This window comes from Ancrocorticia populi (assembly GCF_003123745.1).
Taxonomy (GTDB): domain Bacteria; phylum Actinomycetota; class Actinomycetes; order Actinomycetales; family Actinomycetaceae; genus Ancrocorticia; species Ancrocorticia populi.
Genome location: NZ_QETB01000001.1, coordinates 1,049,528 through 1,067,196, shown reverse-complemented (window position 1 = coordinate 1,067,196; position 17,669 = coordinate 1,049,528). Strand labels below are relative to the sequence as shown.

Annotated in this window: 17 protein-coding genes and 1 tRNA gene; 3 read left to right on the top strand and 15 right to left on the bottom strand. The window is 58.7% G+C overall.

The genetic code is table 11. The features are described from left to right. Positions 1 to 49: 49 nt before the first annotated feature. The 9 genes from DD236_RS12355 to DD236_RS04930 all read right to left on the bottom strand — a co-directional run bounded on the left by DD236_RS12355 (position 50) and on the right by DD236_RS04930 (position 6,149). On the bottom strand, positions 50 to 178 hold the full coding sequence (locus DD236_RS12355; RefSeq protein WP_279322669.1) for a hypothetical protein: 129 nt from the start codon (positions 176 to 178) through the stop codon (positions 50 to 52). Positions 179 to 329: 151 nt separating this feature from the next. Then, on the bottom strand, positions 330 to 599 hold the full coding sequence (locus DD236_RS12025) for a hypothetical protein (protein ID WP_165819823.1): 270 nt from the start codon (positions 597 to 599) through the stop codon (positions 330 to 332). A 174-nt stretch (positions 600 to 773) separates the two neighbouring features. Then, positions 774 to 1,478 (bottom strand): CPBP family intramembrane glutamic endopeptidase, encoded by a 705-nt coding sequence (locus tag DD236_RS04960; RefSeq protein ID WP_133246057.1) that lies wholly within the window; start codon positions 1,476 to 1,478, stop codon positions 774 to 776. A 254-nt stretch (positions 1,479 to 1,732) separates the two neighbouring features. After that, positions 1,733 to 1,805, bottom strand: a tRNA-Ala gene (locus DD236_RS04955). Positions 1,806 to 1,891: 86 nt separating this feature from the next. After that, complete coding sequence (locus tag DD236_RS04950; RefSeq protein ID WP_109093216.1) at positions 1,892 to 2,551, bottom strand: histidine phosphatase family protein; 660 nt, start codon at positions 2,549 to 2,551, stop codon at positions 1,892 to 1,894. Then, on the bottom strand, positions 2,548 to 3,021 hold the full coding sequence (gene rsfS, locus DD236_RS04945) for a ribosome silencing factor (protein WP_109093215.1): 474 nt from the start codon (positions 3,019 to 3,021) through the stop codon (positions 2,548 to 2,550). The genes DD236_RS04950 and rsfS overlap by 4 nt, the downstream gene beginning before the upstream one ends. A gap of 29 nt (positions 3,022 to 3,050) precedes the next feature. Continuing rightward, positions 3,051 to 4,223 carry a hypothetical protein gene (locus tag DD236_RS04940; RefSeq protein WP_109093214.1) on the bottom strand — a complete coding sequence of 391 codons (1,173 nt, stop codon included), beginning with the start codon at positions 4,221 to 4,223 and terminating at the stop codon, positions 3,051 to 3,053. Positions 4,224 to 4,225: 2 nt separating this feature from the next. Next, on the bottom strand, positions 4,226 to 4,897 hold the full coding sequence (gene nadD, locus DD236_RS04935; RefSeq protein ID WP_109093213.1) for a nicotinate-nucleotide adenylyltransferase: 672 nt from the start codon (positions 4,895 to 4,897) through the stop codon (positions 4,226 to 4,228). Beyond that, positions 4,884 to 6,149: a glutamate-5-semialdehyde dehydrogenase gene (locus DD236_RS04930; RefSeq protein WP_109093212.1), complete on the bottom strand. Its 1,266-nt coding sequence runs from the start codon at positions 6,147 to 6,149 to the stop codon at positions 4,884 to 4,886. Before DD236_RS04930 ends, nadD begins: the two co-directional genes overlap by 14 nt. Before the next feature lie 128 nt (positions 6,150 to 6,277). On the opposite strand from DD236_RS04930, the gene trxA reads away from it, so the two are divergent. Next, on the top strand, positions 6,278 to 6,634 hold the full coding sequence (gene trxA / locus DD236_RS04925) for a thioredoxin (RefSeq protein WP_109093211.1): 357 nt from the start codon (positions 6,278 to 6,280) through the stop codon (positions 6,632 to 6,634). Positions 6,635 to 6,777: 143 nt separating this feature from the next. On the opposite strand, the gene DD236_RS04920 is transcribed toward trxA, so the two are convergent. The 6 genes from DD236_RS04920 to DD236_RS04895 form a co-directional block, all read right to left on the bottom strand. Continuing rightward, a complete protein-coding gene (locus DD236_RS04920; protein ID WP_109093210.1) occupies positions 6,778 to 7,674 on the bottom strand; it encodes an LLM class oxidoreductase in 897 nt (298 codons plus the stop codon). Positions 7,675 to 8,077: 403 nt separating this feature from the next. After that, positions 8,078 to 9,199 (bottom strand): glutamate 5-kinase, encoded by a 1,122-nt coding sequence (proB, locus tag DD236_RS04915; protein WP_243409912.1) that lies wholly within the window; start codon positions 9,197 to 9,199, stop codon positions 8,078 to 8,080. 15 nt (positions 9,200 to 9,214) lie between these two features. Then, the gene (obgE, locus tag DD236_RS04910; RefSeq protein WP_109093209.1) at positions 9,215 to 10,744 is read right to left on the bottom strand and encodes a GTPase ObgE; all 1,530 of its coding nucleotides are present in this window, start codon (positions 10,742 to 10,744) and stop codon (positions 9,215 to 9,217) included. 288 nt (positions 10,745 to 11,032) lie between these two features. After that, a complete protein-coding gene (rpmA, locus tag DD236_RS04905) occupies positions 11,033 to 11,290 on the bottom strand; it encodes a 50S ribosomal protein L27 (RefSeq protein ID WP_109093208.1) in 258 nt (85 codons plus the stop codon). Between the two features lie 43 nt (positions 11,291 to 11,333). After that, complete coding sequence (gene rplU / locus DD236_RS04900; protein WP_109093207.1) at positions 11,334 to 11,651, bottom strand: 50S ribosomal protein L21; 318 nt, start codon at positions 11,649 to 11,651, stop codon at positions 11,334 to 11,336. 163 nt (positions 11,652 to 11,814) lie between these two features. Beyond that, a complete protein-coding gene (locus DD236_RS04895; protein WP_109093206.1) occupies positions 11,815 to 14,595 on the bottom strand; it encodes an Rne/Rng family ribonuclease in 2,781 nt (926 codons plus the stop codon). Between the two features lie 458 nt (positions 14,596 to 15,053). Between DD236_RS04895 and DD236_RS04890 the strand changes: the two genes are divergently transcribed. Then, positions 15,054 to 16,523: a cytochrome ubiquinol oxidase subunit I gene (locus tag DD236_RS04890; RefSeq protein ID WP_243409911.1), complete on the top strand. Its 1,470-nt coding sequence runs from the start codon at positions 15,054 to 15,056 to the stop codon at positions 16,521 to 16,523. A gap of 13 nt (positions 16,524 to 16,536) precedes the next feature. After that, on the top strand, positions 16,537 to 17,667 hold the full coding sequence (gene cydB, locus DD236_RS04885; protein WP_109093204.1) for a cytochrome d ubiquinol oxidase subunit II: 1,131 nt from the start codon (positions 16,537 to 16,539) through the stop codon (positions 17,665 to 17,667). Positions 17,668 to 17,669: the final 2 nt, after the last annotated feature.

Here is a 17,669-nt window from a genome sequence, read left to right as displayed (position 1 = left end):
TCTCGAATCGCTTGATTCTACGGTTCCTTATCTATTCAGCGGTCCGGGCCTAGGCCTGAACGATGGCGTAGGCGGTGGCAAATAGGCGTGTCCCGTGGCTGGGAACTCGGTTCGCAGGGCTGTTCTGGACGCGCCACCATCCCGCGAACGGATAGGCCAAATCGATGGGCATGCTCATGGCTCCTTTCCAACCACTCAACGGATCGACGTAACGCAACTCCTCGGACTACTAGTGTGCATTCCATCCTCCCATCGGCTCTCTTGCTTGACACTACGCTGTATGAGATCGGCTTAGAACTCGAAGGCAACGCTCCCCGACCCATAGACACTCATACAGCCGTTGGAGCATAATGAGCAACCCGTAACGCCGATAACAACAAATCTAAGGAGCACCAAATGGATAGTCTCCCATCGAAACTCTCGCTTTGGTCGAGCGGCTCCGTGCTGTCGATCGGATCGAGGAACTCAGTACTCTCGATTGGAAGCGTCGGATCGTTCGGCTCGGTGGGGTCGATTGGTTCCTTCGCCTCGGTATTATCAATCGGATCGGCAGCGTCGATCGCATCTGTGATGTCATGGCGTTCAATCGCGGCTGTCATGCAGTCCAAGCACAACGGTCTGCACAAACTCCGGGCGCGTCGGTAAACGATTCGACCACCGTCGTGTCCAGCTTCGGAGTCGAGATCAATGATCCAGCAGACATCTCGGAGACCTTGCTGTAATCCAAGGTCAGCCTGAGCGTCCCAGCCTCAAGAGTGTGTGTGGAACGCCGATTACAGCACGATAAGTACAAACCCAGCGCAGTTGTAGAACGAATGGAACAGAATAGTCGCCCACACGTTGCATCGATGACGAAGATAAAACAGTACAAGCAGTACCGCCATGGGAAGATACACCCAAAACTCGGAGAGTTTGGCAATATGGACAGCATCGAAAATCAGCACTGACACGACGGAGAGGACGCCTAGCAACCACTTCCGTGGCCTAGGAAAAGCACCAATAATCGACTGTCGAAACGTCAGCTCCTCGATCAACGGGCCAAGCAGTACGATCACGATCATGCCGAGCGCAACCGGGATTACTTCGACCATGTCTTCAATGTTTTCTTGGTTAGTCGTCTCGGATCCGGCCAGAACTGAGGCAAGCCCGGTGCACACTGTACCCACAACCGACATCAGGATCAGCTCGCCGAAGAAGCGTAGACGCTTCCCCGCGACGTCCGTTCGGAACCGGTGCCATTCGCGGGCCAAATGCTTCGCGTACAGGGAGATGCTCACCGCGAAGAGGATCACGTACACGGTCAACTGCGCCCAATGAGGTGTTAGCCAGCCGAAGCCCACCATGATGGGCCCTAGCACGGAATTGACGGCGAAATACAGCACGATCATCGTTGCAGCACGAATCACCGAGTTTCGCGTCTTCGTCGAAGTAGGAGTGTGCGTATCTGATTTCTTAGGACCGATAGTACTGTGCTCCACAGCCGACTCGCCTGCCTTTCTCACGGAATCCCAGCCGTGCGGCCTCCCCTTCGCCGAGCGCGCTTCGCGAGTGCGGCTAATGTTCAACCACCGGCGAGTACACCACCATCAGCCTACTCGCTGAACCGCCCGCCCTCAGGCAATTCCCAAGCTCGGCTCGCTTCCCCGCTGCCTGAACCCTCACGGGTTCGAGCCCACAAGCCATAAACCAAAATTGGCCCGGCCAAAGCCGAGCCAATTACAAATTCAATTTGTGGAGCATAGGGGATTCGAACCCCTGACCTCTTCCATGCCATGGAAGCGCGCTACCAACTGCGCCAATGCCCCGCGGACTCGTATTACTTTACAGCCGAATCGCTTGCCCTCCAAATCAGAAAGGGCTTTATGCCGGGAGATTCATCCCACACCCGAGTTTACTTGTCATTAGCGTGCCGAACGCTCTCAATCGGCTCATTCACGGGAGCGATTACCTGATTATAGGAATGCACGCACCAGCCGGGGTTGCGGTTCTCCTGACGGTTCAGGATTGCAAAGTGACAGTTGTCCATACCGCGGAACCCGGACCAGTTCTCACTACCCAGGCCCAGCAGGGCACAGACACCCGCGCGAATAGCGGCGCCGTGAGCAACCACCAAAAGCGTCCCGGTTCTCATCTCATCAGCAGCCTCATTGACAGCTTCAGCCACTCGCTCGCCTACATCGACGTTCGTCTCAACGCCAAGGCCCTCGGGGTAACCACCATCAATCCACACTTGAAACTGCTCGGGATCGCGCTCTTTGATCTCATCACGGGTGAGTCCCTCCCACTCGCCATAGTTCCGCTCGCGGAGCCGTCCATCCAGCTCCATGGGTACGCCCACTATTTCAACCACACGCTGCGTTGTATCCACAGCACGTGACAGAGGCGAGCTAATAATGCGATCAGGCGCAACGGCCGCGATCTCTGGAGCAATGCGCGCCGCCTGCTCGCGTCCTACGTCATTCAGCGGGAAGTCTTGAGCTCCCTGGATCCGCTGTTCAACGTTGAGGTCGGTTTGGCCGTGCCGCCACAAAATGACCCTGCGAGCACTCACTGATCGCTCCCCGCCTCGAAATCCTCCTCAGCGTCAGAGCCCGCGAGCAGGCGGTCGAGGGTAGAGGGAACTTCGTCGTCGTTACCCTCAGAAACCGAATCCGCCCTCAAGTCCACACCCAGATCAATCTGGGGGCAATCCCCCCACAACTTCTCTAGGGCATAGAACTCACGGTCCTCATCCAACTGGATGTGGACGATCAGATCGCCGTAATCGAGCAAGACCCAGTGCATTTCAGCTTCGAAGCCCTCGCGCCGGCGGAGCTTCTCCCCCGCCTCGTGCATCGCACGGTCCACGGCGTCAACGAGCCCGCGCATCTGGGGCTGACTACCCGCGGAAATGACGAGGAATACCTCGGTGAGGATCAGCCTTTCAGAGACGTCGATCGCGGTAATACTCGTGGGCTTAATTTCTGCGGCTTTTAGCGCAGCGCCGCGTGCAAGTTCGACGATTTCCTCAGATGCAGCCACATTTCTCCTTGGTGGTGAGTTGCTTAATGCTAGAACAAGGGCGTGATGTATTGTGCCGACGCGACGATCGCTGGCAGATCTGCTCCCAACGAGAGGACATTGACGTAAAGGTAGCGTAGGCCAAATCCAACGATAATTCCCAAGACAATTCCAATGAGAATGCCGATCAACGTCATGAGTACGCCGTGGCCTTTATCTTCCTGGAGATCGTCAGCATCGTACTCGGATTCGATATCCTCAGCTGCAGTCCATTCCTGCGCGCTCTTCGAAGCACGGGGAACGCCGGTGCCAAGATCGGATTCGCTCCCCTCTGGCTCCTCACGCACGCCGGCCGTACCTGCGACTGCTTCCCCGAGCGTGTGTGGCTCGTTGGCAGCCGCCTCGGAAGCAGAACCTTCAGAGATGGCTGAGGTTTCGGATGCCGCTGCGGCCCCAGTTTTACCGTCGCGCAGCTCCTCAGGGGAACTAGCAGCGAGTGAGAATCCACCTGAGCGCATGCGATCGAGCAAGCGCTCCTCGAGGCTCGCGCTCGCATCGTCAGATTCCGGAGACTCAGCCCACGGAGCACTTGCTGCGCTGGCAGAACGAGCCGAGGAGGCAGAATAACCAGACTGCGCAGAATAGCCTGTGGCCGCGGAGAACCCAGTGTTAGCGGATTGCGCGGAATGAGAAGGTGCCGGGGAACTTCCAGAATCACCCGTAAAGCGATCAAAGACGCTGCGGCGGTCAGTGGCTGCAGCCTTATCGGCGGCGGCCTGCTCGGCGATTTTGGCCTCGGCGGCCTCAAGATCGGCAGATGCCTTAGCAGCGGCCTGCTCGGCCTGCTCACGCTCGCGTGTAGCAGCCGCCTGTTCTTCGCGCTCGGCTCGCTGCGCCTTGGCAATACGTTCACGATTCGCGGCGGCGCGGGCAGCGGCCTCTGCGGTGGCTCGTTCGGCGGCGGCCTTGCGGGCTGCTTCTTCGGCCGCGCGCTGCTCGGTGGCCCGCCGCGCAGCCTCTTGTTTGGCGGCCTCAACTTCGGAATCTACGGTCGCTTGGCTCGCCCGTTCACGCTCGCGCATCTCCTTGCGCGACATCCGGTTCAAGGAGATCTCTTGGGTGCGCGAGAGCTCTTCGACGGGTGAAGGACCATCAGTAACGGGCCTGAGTAGCCCGCGTTCCCGCATTTCGCGCCGAGACAACCGTGGTTTCTCCTCGCTCATCCTCAGTGCTCCTTCTTGCCCGGGCCGCCCGGCCCCTGCTCGTCTAGATCCTCGTATAAATGATACTTGGCGATGTACTGAACAACGCCATCTGGCACTAGGTACCAGATCGGTGCCGCCCGGCCCACACGTACACGGCAATCGGTGGAGGAGATTGCCATGGCCGGGACTTCCATGAGGGTCATGACCCCTGGCGGCAACTTGCTAACATCCAGTTTATGCCCCGGGCGTGTCACGCCAACGAAGTGCGCCATGCCCCACAGCTCTTCCGAGTCTTTCCAACCCAAAATATCGGGGAGAACATCGGCACCTGTGATGAAGTAGAGATCCGCATCTGGGTAGATGCTATGCAGGTCTTTCAGAGTGTCGATCGTGTAGGTGGTGCCCTCACGTTCGATGTCCACACGCGAGACGGAAAACCTCTTATTGGAGGCCGTGGCGATCACCGTCATGAGGTAACGATGTTCGGCCAGTGTCACTGTCCTATCGCGTTTATAAGGCTGGTTTCCGGTGGGAACGAACACCACTTCGTCCAGCCCGAAATGGCTCTGAACCTCAGACGCCGCAACGAGATGGCCATGGTGGATGGGATCGAAAGTGCCACCCATGATGCCGATTCGGCGGCGGCGTCCCTTCGATTCGTCGAACGGTACATGCACGTTAGATTCGTACATGCCCGTCCCCTTCCACGATCCACGTGGTGGTGGTCAGTTCAGCCAGCCCCATAGGCCCGCGGGCGTGCAGCTTCTGGGTGGAAATCCCGATCTCGGCACCCAGTCCAAGCTCCCCACCATCGGTGAAGCGCGTAGAGGCATTGACCATCACCGCCGCTGAATCAACAGACGATGTGAATTCACGCACGGCGGCCACGTCTTGGCTCACGATGGCCTCCGTGTGCCCCGTCGAGTAGCGTCGAATGTGGCTCAGCGCACCATCGATCGAGTCCACCACGCCCACGGCGATGTCTAGCGCGAGGTACTCAGTTTCCCAGTCTTCTTCGGATGCTGGGACTACGTTGGACGCGAGTGCCTGCACCTTGTCACACCCGTGCACGGTCACACCGGCCCCCTGCAGGGCCTGGACCACGCGCGGGACGAATTGACTGGCCACGTCACGATGTACGAGTAGGGTTTCGGCAGCGTTGCACACGCTCGGCCGATGAGTCTTCGAGTTCACCGCAATCGCGAGCGCCTTATCCAGATCCGCCGCCCGGTCCACATACACATGGCAATTGCCCACGCCCGTTTCGATCACCGGAACCAGCGATTCGCGCACCACGGTTTGGATCAATCCTGCCCCGCCACGCGGGATTACCAGATCCACGAGCCCGCGCGCACGCATGAGCGCCACGCCACCTTCGCGCCCGTATTCATCGATGGTAGCTACGAGGTCCGCGGGTAAGTTATTGGCGGTTACGGCAGTCCTCATCACATCAACCAACGCCGCATTGGAGTGCAAAGCGGCACGTCCACCCCGAAGTAGCACGGCTGAGCCAGCCTTCAACGCCAGAGCCGCGGCATCCACAGTCACGTTGGGGCGCGCCTCGTAAATCATTCCGATCACGCCCATCGGAACGCGCACTTGGCGCAAGAGGAGGCCGTTTGGAAGGCTCTGCCCCCGAACAACTTCACCGACCGGATCGGGTAGGCTTGCCACTTGACGTGTGGCAGCGGCGATTGAGCTGATTCGTTCTTCGGTCAGTAGGAGGCGATCTATGAGCCCCTCCTTCATGCCCGAGGCCCTTCCGTCCTCCACATCGCGCGCGTTCGCTTCGAGGATCGCACCGCGTTGATCCTCGAGGGCGTCCGCAATCGCCACCAGCAGGGCATTCTTGGCGCCGCTGGTTGCGCCTCGCAACGAGCGTGCGGCATCTTGGGCGTTGCGGGCCGCGGCCTCAACACCCTGGATGGGAGATAATCCAGACATAGCCTTAAGCCTAGAGGTTTTTGACGCGTTATGCCCCTATGCGCTTGAGAGTGGCGGAAATCAATGGAATAGGTTGCGCCGGTTCGTCGTTACCACCCACAGCAAGAGATTCCACAAGAAAGGCGATCATGGCAACCATTGCAATTACTTCCGACAACTTCAATGAGACCGTCAAGGACGGCATCGTTCTTCTCGACTTCTGGGCATCGTGGTGCGGTCCTTGCCGCCAGTTCGCTCCCATCTTTGAGAAGTCATCTGAGGAGCATGAAGGTATTACATTCGGCAAGGTAGATACTGAGGAAAATCAGGAACTTGCCGCTCACTTCGGCATCTCCGCCATTCCTACGCTCATGGCTTTCCGCGACGGAATCCGCGTATTCGAGCAGGCCGGAGCACTGTCCGGTCCCAACCTTGAAGATCTGATTTCGCAGATTGAGGCTCTGGATATGGATTCGGTGCGTGCCAAGGTTGCCGAGGCCAACTAGCACGCAGATTCTGCGTCACGTCTCTAGCGGATACTTGAGTTTTGCGTCAAGAATTCGGTTTGGGGACGACGACGATACATAAGACAAGCACTCACCTCCACAAGATCATGCGGAGGTGAGTGCTTCTTCGTCGTCGGTAAAAACTACGCCTCGGAGCGAGCTCGCAATAGCGGCAGTACTCCACGGATAACGGAGGCGAGGTCTGTTGGCACAGAGGCGGGGAGGAATACCACGCCATCAGCGGCGCCGAGGCCGATCCAAGACTCAACCAGATCGGCAACATCGTAGACGGTACCCACCACACTAGCCTTGCCGGCAAATGCTGGAGACCCGTTCATCGCCTCGATGAGGATGGCGCGCTCGTTCGCAGCCTGCTGATTACCCGAGATAACAATCCCAACTTCCACCAGAACCCTGAGCTCGCGTCCCTGCTGGTGCGCCGCCGAACGCAGCGCGAACCGTGCGCCGCGAGCCTCGTGAGGATCATCGGTGAGCAGGCGGACCATATCCGCCCAGCTCGCGAGCAGATCAATATCCAGCTCGGACAGGAGATCACAGGCCACGCGGGCCGTCACCTGAACACCGGCGTCATGGGCACTCTTGGCATACTTGGCGATCTGTTCAAGGTCAGAACTAGATGCGATATCGATCTCAACACATCCCCAGCCATCTTTTTGCTCGGCAAGCAGACTCACGGCCTCGTCCACATGCTCGGCCTCGGGCGGGATCTCAGCCGAGAAACCTACCGCGCCAACATCCATAATTCGTGAAACGGTTCGTACCGCGTCCATGCACGTTGTTCGATCCGAGCGCGCCTGAAAATCCTTGGAAAGAGACACGAAGTCAAGGCCACCTGTGCAGGCTGCGCCAATGCACGAGGCAAGCTTGGGAAGGCTGGCGCGCTCAACTGGCAAATCAATACCGAGGGAGGTAAACGCCTCGCTACACACAGCTCCGAGGAGCGTCAGATCCACGCCGATAACGGCGTCGGTTGCCCGTTCGGTCGAATAGGTTTCATTGGTGGGTAGTTGGACTGTCATGGTCGTTCATCCGTTCACAATGTCGATGAGTATCGCTGGAAGCATTGCTTGAAGCATCGAGTGCTTGGAGGAAAGAGTGGCTGCAAGGCCGATGCATGATTTAACTGCACATTCGACGTTGACGGCACGCGTTATGGAAGGAAAACGAAAGAAGCGCGACATTCGGGGTGTGAATCGTTTGCACTAACATCGCTACTCATCCCTTCCGGCATGGCCATCCGCTCGTGGCGGACCGTATCTCTGATACGCCTACAGATTAAACAGTCCTGCGTCCGAATAGCAAGACGAGCCCTCCATAGAGTGGACGATGTCACTTTGGGAGTGTAATCTCCGCCTCAACTGCGGGACGTGGGTCCTGTCTTGGGTGGCCCGTGAAGCAGTCCCGAACGTGGCCGTCAGGCCATCAGTGAACCACGTGTCCCTGACGTGCGCGGACGAAATCATTGACGTGCACCACGGGGCGCAGGCCATGGGCGAAGTCCTTGTCCCCCGCGATGTGCGTGAGTTCTTCCGAGGAGAATCCACAAACGCCTCGCCCGATAGTGCTCCCATCCATCTGCCGAATCTCCACAAGATCGCCCGAGGAGAACTTACCGGCAACTGCGAACACGCCCACTGGCAGCAACGAAGTACCACGGCGGCGCAGTGCGGAGGCAGCACCATCATCAACAATGATCGTTCCCTTGACCTGAGCGGCATGCTCCAACCAGAGCTTACGGGCGGAGGTGCGTTTACCCGTGGGGTGGAACCACGTGCCAACCGGCTCCCCAGTAAGCGCACGCCCAAGGTTCTCCGGAGAGGTGATAAGAACGGCAATCCCGCCCGAGCACGCCAAGTCCGCCGCAGCCACCTTCGTGCGCATACCGCCGGTACCCACCGTTGAGCCACGGCTCGTAATTTCGAGGGAATCGAGGTCTGCCATAGACCTGACCTCCTCGATCAAACGGGCGCCCTCGAATTTGGGAGGCATCGTGTACAGGCCGTCCACATCGGTCAGTAGGATCAAGACTTCGCTCGCCACAAGGTGAGAAGTGAGTGCTGCTAGGCGATCGTTATCTCCAAAGCGGAGCTCATCGGTAACCACCGCATCGTTCTCATTCACGATCGGGATCACGCCTAGGGAAAGCAGCGTGGAGAGCGCACTCTGCGCGTTGGCGTAGTGGCGGCGGTTCACCACGTCTTCCGCAGTGAAGAGCACCTGGCCAATCGTGATGTTCGCCTTGGCAAACTCCGCCTCCCACGCCGCCAAAAGGCGCGATTGGCCAACCATGGCCGCCGCTTGATGCAGGTGCATCTCTCGCGGCTTACCGGACAGCCCAAGCGGACCGATGCCGGCGGCCGTAGAGCCTGAGGAAACCAGAACTACTTGCTGGCCGTTTTGGTGGGCTGAGGTCAGCACCTTCGTGATGTGTGCAAGCTGCTCGAAATCTAGGTTGCCATCTGGTCGAGTAAGAGATGAAGAGCCTACCTTGACCACAATGCGCGTGGCTTGACCAATCTCGAGACGATTAAGCACCTTGTTCACACCGCTATCTTGCCATCAAATGTCAGAAGGATCGGTCCAGTGTCCAGCTTCGCGTTCCTGCCAAAGTTCGTCGCGGGCTTCCGTCTTGGCATCCATGCGGTCCAAGTACGCTTCCTTGCGCTCCTTGCGGGAAGCGCGAGTGGGCTCCTCGAAACGCAGGTCCGTCCCGCGCGGGCCCAGCAGTTCGGCGCCCGTTTGCATGGTCGGCTCCCAATCGAAGATGAACCCGTCTTCTTCGGATCCGATAACCACCATGTCTCCAGCGCGTGCGCCGCTGCGCATCAGCTCTTTCTCAATGCCAATGTTGTAGAGCTTATCCGCAAGGAAGCCGACGGCCTCATCGTTATCGAAGTCCGTCTGGCGCACCCATCGCTCGGGTTTAGGCCCGCGCACAAGGAAGAAGTCTTCTCCTCCCTTGGAGCGCTTGGTAACAGTGAAGGCGTCTGCACTTGCACTCTTGCCACCGCGGGGGCGCAGGACAACACGAGGGCTTTCCTCAACCTCGGGCTGGGCGGCGCGGGACTCCTTGACCGCCTGCGCGAGGGCGAAAGAGAGCGTCCGCAGGCCCTCGTGGGAGGCGGCGGAAATCTCAAACACCGGCAGGCCACGCGACTCGAGATCCTCACGGACGAATTCAGCGAGCTCGCGGGCTTCTGGCACATCAATCTTGTTGAGCAGCACGAAACGCTGGCGCTCCATGAGAGGCGTTCGGCCTTCGACGGCAGGAAGCTCCTCGGCGTAGGCCGCAAGCTCGCGTTCGATCATGTCAAGGTCAGTAAGGGGGTCGCGGCCGGGTTCAAGAGTCGCGCAATCAACCACATGAACAATGATCGAGCATCGTTCGATATGGCGGAGGAATTCTAGCCCGAGGCCCTTTCCTTCCGAGGCACCGGGGATGAGGCCCGGAACGTCGGCGATCGTGTAACGTTCATCGCCGGCCTGAACCACTCCGAGATTAGGAATCAACGTGGTGAAGGGGTAATCGGCGATCTTGGGGCGCGCAGCAGACATTGCCGCGATGATCGAGGACTTGCCAGAGCTCGGGAAACCCACCAGAGCAACGTCGGCAACCGACTTCAGCTCAAGGACAACCTCTGCTTCCTCGCCTTCGTCGCCAAGTAGAGCAAAGCCAGGCGCCTTACGCTTTGGCGATGCAAGAGCCGCGTTTCCTAGGCCGCCTGCCCCGCCGCGAGCAATCACGTATTGCTCCCCCGGACCAACCAAGTCTGCGAGCACGTCACCTCCGGCCGCCCGAATCACAGTTCCCGAGGGCACCTTCAATACGAGATCCGCACCGTTACGCCCAGCCCGCATATCACCAGCGCCCTGAGTTCCCGATTCGGCTTTCTGGTGGGGAGCATGGTGAAAGGCGAGCAGCGTCGTTTCCTGCGGATCAACTTCGGCCACAACGTTTCCGCCATGCCCGCCGTTTGCGCCATCCGGACCGCCGAGCGGCTTGAACTTCTCACGCTTGACTGAGGCGCACCCATTGCCGCCATTTCCGGCTTGGGCGTATATAGTCACTCGATCCACGAAGGTGGCCATGTTTCCTCTGCTCTTTAGATGATGTGAGTTGGAAGTCCCGGTGGCTTGCCAGCCTACGGGAGAACGAGCTGTCCGTGTAGGACGCGGCTCATAGGTCCGTCGTCGTTATTAAAAGGGGCACCCCGCGTCCCCGAGATTTGACGCAATCCCGCCCCAGAAACGCGAGACTTGACGCAAACCCGGTTTAGCTTCCAGAGACTTGACGCAAACCCGGTGTTAGTTACCGACGACGACGAAAGAGGGCGGAAGGCAAAACGCCTTCCACCCTCTAACGAATCAGACCTGTACTTAAGCCTGTGCAGCTACGATATCGATGACCTTGCGATCCTTGCGCTTGCCGAACTGGACATTGCCAGCGGCCAGTGCAAACAGAGTGTCATCCTTGCCGCGGCCAACGTTGTTGCCCGGGTGGAAGTGCGTGCCACGCTGGCGGACAATGATCTCCCCAGCCTTGACGGTCTCGCCGCCGAAGCGCTTAACGCCGAGGCGTTGCGCGTTAGAATCGCGCCCGTTGCGCGAGGAGCTGGCGCCCTTCTTATGTGCCATCTCTAGAACCTGCTCTCTAGTAATGCGTTGACGGAGTGAATACTCACTGAATGCCGGTGACCTTCAGGCGGGTCAACTTGGCGCGATGACCCATGCGCTTGCGGTAACCCGTCTTGTTCTTGTACTTGACGATGTTGATCTTCGGACCCTTATCGTCCCGCACAACTTCGGCCGTTACCTTTGCTGAAATGCCATCGGCAGCCGTGGTGACCTTGTCACCGTCAACGAGCATGATGGGTTCGAGCTCGACGGTGTCGCCTGCCTGTCCATCCATCTTGTCCACTACGACGACGGACCCAACGGACACCTTCTCCTGACGGCCGCCGGCCTTGACGATCGCGTAAACCACGTTCTTGCTCATCTCTGTTGATCCGGCTGCTCTCGCTGATGCGGAGCATTACTGACTAATGGGCGCGGTTTCACGCGCCGACTCTCAAGGTTACTCACTTTGAAGCAATCCAATCAAGTCCGAACGCCCCCTAGCGGGAGGTTTCGGCTATGGGATACACCACGCGCCAATCGCGTCACTTCGCGGGGAAGCTCATGATCGCGCCTGAGGTACCTGCCCCTGGCGTAATTGTTCCCGAAGAGGACACGCGCCGAACCTTACGAGGCTTCGTCTCCTTCGCCTTGTCGGCTGGCTCGGCTCCGGGCGTACTTGGCGCCCCTACCTTACCCACGGGTGCGTTTGCTGCCCGCTGCAACGCAGCCGGCCGCTCAATCGGCTTTTCCAACGCAGCAGCCGATTTCTTCACGACGCTCTGGGAGGGAGCCTCGTTCTTCGTCTCGGAGGGAGTCTCGCTCTTCTGCGCAGTCGAAGCGGAGTCCTTACCGGACTTCGCGCTTTGGCCAGACTTCGCGCTTTGCCCAGACTTCTTGCTGCCGCCAGATCGGCCAGACTTCTTGCCGGAATCCTTGCCGGAATCGCCGCTGGAGCTCTTACCCTTCTTCGCCTTCTTAGACTTTTTGGACCCGCCGGATTCCTGACCATGATCGCCCGAATCGCGGGACTCACCAGCGGCCCCGGTCCCGGCACCGCCAGCGCTCCCAGCCTCATCGGACTGATCCTCGTGCCCCTTCGTGCCGGCCGCGGCGATGGAGTTGAGAGCGTTCTTCACGCCATCACGCTTGGGATCGTTCCCGGAGTGATCTTGAGCAGGAGCCTGCTGCTGCTTCTTACCGCGCCGCACGCCTGTATCAGGGCCGTCCGTCCGTTCAACAGGATGGGAGTGAGTGATGTACCCGGCGCCGTCGCACGCCTCGCACGTGGTGGAGAACGCCTCGACAAGGCCCTGTCCCACGCGCTTACGCGTCATCTGGATCAGCCCGAGCGAGGTCACTTCAGCCACCTGATGGCGTGTCCGGTCCCTGCCTAGGCACTCGATGAGCCGCCGGAGCACCAACTCGCGGTTGGCCTCGAGCACCATATCGATGAAGTCCACAACGATGATTCCACCGATATCCCGCAGGCGAAGCTGGCGGACGATTTCCTCGGCGGCCTCAAGGTTATTTTTGGTGACCGTCTCTTCGAGCGTCCCGCCTGCCCCGGTGAACTTACCGGTGTTGACATCAATGACGGTCATAGCCTCGGTACGGTCAACGATCAGCGTGCCACCAGAGGGTAGCCACACTTTGCGGTCAAACGCCTTGGCAAGCTGTTCGTCCACCCGGTTCGCGGCGAAGATATCTTCCGAGGACGTCCAGTGCTCCAAGCGCTCCGAAAGCTCGGGCGAAAGCTTACCTACGTACTCGGAGAGAGTCTTCCACGCGCCGTCACCCTGAATCTTCAAGGAGGAGAAGTCCTCATTAAAGATGTCACGTACAACGCGGACTGCAAGCTCAGGTTCTCCCTTGAGGAGGGTGGGCGCGGACTTGTATGCCTTGGACTTATTCTGGATGTCCGCCCACGTTTCCGTGAGCCGCTCCACATCGGAACGCAGTTGCTCTTCCGTGGCGCCTTCTGCGGCGGTACGAACAATCACTCCGTGTTCGGAAGGAACGATCTGCTTGAGAAGCTTCTTCAGCCGCTGCCTCTCCTTCTCGGGAAGCTTGCGGGAAATACCGGTCATGGCGCCCGAGGGCACCAGCACGAGGTGGCGGCCAGCCAAGGTGATCTGCGCGGTCAGGCGAGCGCCCTTGTGGCCGATCGGATCCTTGGTGACCTGCACAAGAACGGTGTCGCCGGACTTCAGCGCCTGCTCGATCTTGCGAGGCTTGCCCTCCATCCCGGCGGCTTCCCAGTTAACCTCACCGGCGTAGAGCACGGCGTTGCGGCCCTTGCCGATGTCAACGAAAGCTGCCTCCATCGAAGGCAGCACGTTCTGTACCCGGCCCAGATAAACGTTTCCCACCATGGAAACTTGGGTGTGGCGGGCTACGTAATGCTCCACCAGCACGTCATCCTCAAGAACGGCAATCTGGTTGAGGCCGTCCTGCTCACGCACCACCATGTCGCGCTTGACGGATTCACGGCGTGCCAAGTACTCAGACTCGGTAATCGTATGGCGGCGACGTCCGGCCTCGCGGCCTTCCTTCCGGCGCTGACGCTTGGCCTCTAGCCGTGTTGAACCCTTGGGCGCCGCGACTTCATCCGTAGGTTCGGATGAGCGCCGCCGGCGCCGGCGCCTCGTGGTGACGTTCTGATCCGCGTCCTTGTCCTTATTACCCTGGTCTTTGTCCTGAGGTGCCTTACCCTTTTGTTCCTTGCTCTGCTCGGCAGGCTTCTCGTTTTGCTCTTTGGCAGTGGTAGCGTCCTCAGCGTGTTCGGCGGCGTTGTCAGGCTCGGGCTGGGACTTCTTCCGGCCGCGTGAGCCGCGGCGCTTCCCCTTGTTCTCCTCCCTGGAGTCCTCGGTTGACGCCTCACTTTTATTGGTGGCTTCGCTAGGTTCTGATTCCTGAGAAGAAGAACGACGACGAGTTTGCGCTCGTGCCACATCCGGCTCCTGGAAGAGCAATGCGGTCATCGGCGGCGCCACCGAACTCTTCGATGGACGCTCATCGGCCTGGGTATCGTTCCCGCTAAAGATATCGGCGGAGTCAGCCTTCTCGTTAGAGGTCTTCTTTGTGGAAGTCTTGGCCTTAGCTTTGGGGGTTTTGGGCTGGTCTTCACTCGTCTCGCGAGAAGGGATCGCCTTGAAAAGGTCATCGGTTGAGGCCTTTGACGCCGTCTTGCGCCTTGCCGTCCGCTCTGGAGCATCACGCTTGAGCTCCGCGAGTGATTCAGCAATGGCCTCTTGTGCCTGGTTATTCTTTTTGCCTGTGCCGGCACCCTCTGGGTGTTCCGACGTCGTGGCCTTGTCAGCCATACGTGCGCGCACTTTCCTGCCCGCAGGTCCGTTCCCACATCTACGAGGCCTGTACGGGCCAATAATCGCGTTCTACCGCGGAAAGCTCTGTCTCCCGAACCGATATCCACCACCGGCAGCAACGCTTATGCGGCGCTCAGTAGGACCAGCGGTCGGGTTGCCAGACGATGCGGGTACGCCTGACACTGGCCCCATTCTCTCACACCGCCATCGATATGGCCTAACACCTCGTTGCCCGTTTCGCTCGTCACATTATCTGGGGCCAGAGTCCTAGACGCCCGGGAAGCCACCTAGCAAGCTTCTCGGTATGGTAGCTGGGAAGATCCAAGTTTAGGATTGTTATCCAGCGAGACAAGTCCCGAGTTTCCGAAGGAAATAGCGGCTTGCCACCACGTTATTCTGTTAGAGTAATGCGGACAATAGTCCCTAACTTTACCGGCCGTCCGAAAGGTGCTCACGTGTTAGACGCCCTCGACCTCGCCAGGTGGCAGTTCGGAATCACAACGGTTTACCACTTCTTGCAGGTCCCGTTGACAATCGGACTCGCCACCCTCGTGGCCATCATGCAAACGAAGACTCGTAAGACTGGTGACCCAAAGTGGCAGCGGGTCACTGACTTCTTTGGCAAGATCCTCATCATCAACTTCGCTCTCGGAGTTGCTACGGGCATCGTCCAAGAGTTCCAGTTCGGTATGAACTGGTCTGAATACTCCCGATTCGTGGGTGACATCTTTGGTGCCCCGCTGGCCTTCGAAGCGCTCCTCGCGTTCTTCCTCGAATCCACCTTCTTGGGACTGTGGATATTTGGCAAGGGCCGGCTATCCCCGAAGGTACATAACCTCACCATCTGGCTCTTCGCTGCTGGCACCGCTATTTCTGCGTTCTTCATTCTTGCCGCAAACGCCTTTATGCAGTATCCCAAGGGTGCGTCAGTTAACCCCGATACCGGCCGTGCAGAGCTGGACGGAATGGGCGGATTCTTGAAGGTGCTCTTTAATGAGACTTCGCTCTTCCAGTTTGTCCACACGATGTCCGCAGCATTCCTTGTTGCCGGAACCGTTGTTGCGGCTATCTCTATCTGGTGGATGGCTCGCTCCATCCGGATCACGGGTGATGAGAAAGAGGCACGTGGATACTGGAAGCCTGTCGCCAAGATCGGCCTGACGTCCATGCTTATCTCCTCTATCGTCGTGATCGGCTCGGGCCACTTCATGGGCCAGCACATCGGTGATATCCAGCCAGCTAAGGCTGCAGCGATGATGGGAACTATGGAATCGGGCGAATCCCACAACCTCACACTGATCATGGATACTAGGGACACGGACGGCTTTCAGCTGGACGTTCCGATCCCCGGGCTCGAATCCTTCATGGCCACCAACCACTTTGCCGGTGAGGAATCATTCCTGCCGAGTCTCGATGATGTGAATGCAGAGCTTCAGGAAAAGTACGCGGACGTCTACGGCCCAGATCAAGATTATCGCCCGAACCTGACAGTGGCCTTCTACTCGTTCAGGATCATGATGGGGCTGGGCTTCCTCATGCTGGGAGTTTCCCTGCTCGGGTTCTGGCTCATTAGAGGGGATAAGATCAGCAGGTCCGAGGGCTGGGGTAAGTTCTGGCTGTGGATGATCCCCATGCCGTTCATCGCTTCTTCCTTCGGCTGGATTCTCCAGGAGATGGGACGCCAACCGTGGGTTGTTGTACCAGGTGAAAACAACGTCTTCCTTCTGACTGATTTTGGAGTCTCCAGCTCGGTGAGCGCAGCTTCGGTTCTCACCTCCATGCTCGTGTTCACACTGCTTTACACGGGACTGGGCGTGGTCTGGATCGCCCTGTTGCGGCGCTATGCGCTAGAAGGCATCAATACCAAGAGCAAGGTTGTGGAATACGATTCCACAACTGAAGCACAACCGAACTTCGTTTACTGATCGGGGCAGCCTCATGGATCTTTCATTCATTCAACTTCTCTGGTTCATTCTCATCGGCGTTCTTTGGATGGGATATATAGCGCTCGAGGGCTTCGGCTTTGGAGTAGGCATCCTGCTCAAGGGATTGGCGCGCAATGAAAAGGAGCGGCGCGCTTCTCTGAACGCCATCGGCCCGCACTGGGACGGCAACGAGGTATGGCTGATCACCGCTGGTGGCGCCACCTTCGCGGCCTTCCCCGAATGGTACGCAACGATGTTCTCGGGCATGTATCTCGCGCTCGTGGTGATACTTGTGTGCCTGATCTTCCGTATCTGTGCCCTCGAATGGCGCAAGATGATCAACTCCCCGCGCTGGCGCAATACTTGGGACTGGATCAACGCGACCGTGTGCTTTGTTGTCTCCATTCTGTGGGGCGTGGCATTCTCCAACTTTGTGCAGGGCATGAAGATCGAGGTTGGCCACTACGAAGACGGCGTCTTCCAGGCCGTCCCGGCCGATCAGGTCAATACATCACTTGATGCGGTGGACAAGCACTTCCTCACGGGCGGCTTCTTCTCACTGCTGACACCGTTCACCATTCTGGGTGGCGTCATGATGCTCGCGCTCTTCATCTCTCATGGAGCGCTTTTCATCTCGATTAAGACCGCCACCGGAGATTTCCACAACCGTGCGCAGGCGCTCGCCAAGAAGTCCATGGGGGTTGCCATCATTCTGGTTGTTGTCTGGGCCCTGTGGGCACAGCTCAGCTACACGAACAATGCAATCTCGTGGCTCCCGCTCGGCCTAACTGCGGTTGCCTTCGTGGCCGCTTGGATATTCATTCAGAACGGCAGCGAGGTCAAGGCCTTCGTTGCACACTTCGTGGGGCTGGCTCTGGCCGTCGTGTTCATCTGGTTCACGATCTTCCCGGACGCCATGAAGTCCTCTATCGATCCGGCGTACTCGCTCACGCTTGCTCAAGCCTCCGCCACTGCACCCACGCAAACGATCATGACCATCGCGGCCGTGGTCTTCGTGCCGATCATCCTCGGGTACACGATCTGGGCGTACAAGGTGTTCGCTCGGAGGATCAATGTTGACGACATTCCCGAGGAAGCATCGGGTATCGACTACAAGCAGATTCGCACATTCGATAACGTGTAGCT

Coding starts and splice junctions, on each gene's coding strand:
- DD236_RS12355 (WP_279322669.1), bottom strand. CDS start 178: ATGAGCATGCCCATCGATTTGGCCTATCCGTTCGCGGGATGGTGGCGC.
- DD236_RS12025 (WP_165819823.1), bottom strand. CDS start 599: ATGACAGCCGCGATTGAACGCCATGACATCACAGATGCGATCGACGCT.
- DD236_RS04940 (WP_109093214.1), bottom strand. CDS start 4,223: ATGAGCGAGGAGAAACCACGGTTGTCTCGGCGCGAAATGCGGGAACGC.
- nadD (WP_109093213.1), bottom strand. CDS start 4,897: ATGTACGAATCTAACGTGCATGTACCGTTCGACGAATCGAAGGGACGC.
- DD236_RS04930 (WP_109093212.1), bottom strand. CDS start 6,149: ATGTCTGGATTATCTCCCATCCAGGGTGTTGAGGCCGCGGCCCGCAAC.
- trxA (WP_109093211.1), top strand. CDS start 6,278: ATGGCAACCATTGCAATTACTTCCGACAACTTCAATGAGACCGTCAAG.
- DD236_RS04920 (WP_109093210.1), bottom strand. CDS start 7,674: ATGACAGTCCAACTACCCACCAATGAAACCTATTCGACCGAACGGGCA.
- obgE (WP_109093209.1), bottom strand. CDS start 10,744: ATGGCCACCTTCGTGGATCGAGTGACTATATACGCCCAAGCCGGAAAT.
- rpmA (WP_109093208.1), bottom strand. CDS start 11,290: ATGGCACATAAGAAGGGCGCCAGCTCCTCGCGCAACGGGCGCGATTCT.
- rplU (WP_109093207.1), bottom strand. CDS start 11,651: ATGAGCAAGAACGTGGTTTACGCGATCGTCAAGGCCGGCGGCCGTCAG.
- DD236_RS04895 (WP_109093206.1), bottom strand. CDS start 14,595: ATGGCTGACAAGGCCACGACGTCGGAACACCCAGAGGGTGCCGGCACA.
- cydB (WP_109093204.1), top strand. CDS start 16,537: ATGGATCTTTCATTCATTCAACTTCTCTGGTTCATTCTCATCGGCGTT.